The organism is Bacillus sp. 205(2023), assembly GCF_037027485.1.
Taxonomy (GTDB): Bacteria; Bacillota; Bacilli; order Bacillales; family Bacillaceae; genus Bacillus; species Bacillus halotolerans.
In genome coordinates, this window is record NZ_JAXCHF010000028.1 from 1 (window position 1) to 712 (window position 712).

The 712-nt window shown below is 49.7% G+C and carries 5 tRNA genes and 1 rRNA gene; all 6 read right to left on the reverse strand.

Features of this window, described 5'->3' with window-relative positions:
- Window positions 1-39 precede the first annotated feature (39 nt).
- Window positions 40-116 (reverse strand) — tRNA-Pro (locus tag WA325_RS21175).
- A 23-nt stretch (window positions 117-139) separates the two neighbouring features.
- Window positions 140-216 (reverse strand) — tRNA-Arg (locus WA325_RS21180).
- A gap of 38 nt (window positions 217-254) precedes the next feature.
- Window positions 255-329 (reverse strand) — tRNA-Gly (locus WA325_RS21185).
- A gap of 65 nt (window positions 330-394) precedes the next feature.
- Window positions 395-467 (reverse strand) — tRNA-Thr (locus WA325_RS21190).
- 2 nt (window positions 468-469) lie between these two features.
- Window positions 470-544, reverse strand: a tRNA-Asn gene (locus WA325_RS21195).
- A gap of 45 nt (window positions 545-589) precedes the next feature.
- Window positions 590-705: ribosomal RNA gene (gene rrf / locus WA325_RS21200) — 5S ribosomal RNA — on the reverse strand.
- Window positions 706-712: the final 7 nt, after the last annotated feature.

The window sequence follows — 712 nt, forward strand, 5'->3', positions numbered from 1 at the left end:
AGCAGGCGCTCTCCCAGCTGAGCTAAGGCCCCATAAAAATGGTCGGGAAGACAGGATTCGAACCTGCGACCCCATGGTCCCAAACCATGTGCTCTACCAAGCTGAGCTACTTCCCGATTTCCCATATTGATAAAATATATGGCGCGCCCGAGAGGAGTCGAACCCCTAACCTTTTGATCCGTAGTCAAACGCTCTATCCAATTGAGCTACGGGCGCATTTTCACTTGTATCAACATCCCGTTGGGATGAAAAAATGGAGCGGAAGACGGGATTCGAACCCGCGACCCCCACCTTGGCAAGGTGGTGTTCTACCACTGAACTACTTCCGCATATCGTAATAAAAAAAGCTTTCTCCTTTTTGAGAAACCTTGGTAAGAGTAATGCATTTAAATAAAGCTTCCAAGCGGGCTCGAACCGCTGACCTCTTCCTTACCATGGAAGTGCTCTACCTGCTGAGCTATGGAAGCAATGGCTCCGCAGGTAGGATTCGAACCTACGACCGATCGGTTAACAGCCGATAGCTCTACCACTGAGCTACTGCGGAATGATATAAGCTTCATAAACAAACATGGTAGAAATAGATAAAACTGCTTGGCGGCGTCCTACTCTCACAGGGGGAAACCCCCGACTACCATCGGCGCTGAAGAGCTTAACTTCCGTGTTCGGCATGGGAACGGGTGTGACCTCTTCGCTATCGCCACCAAACAATTGA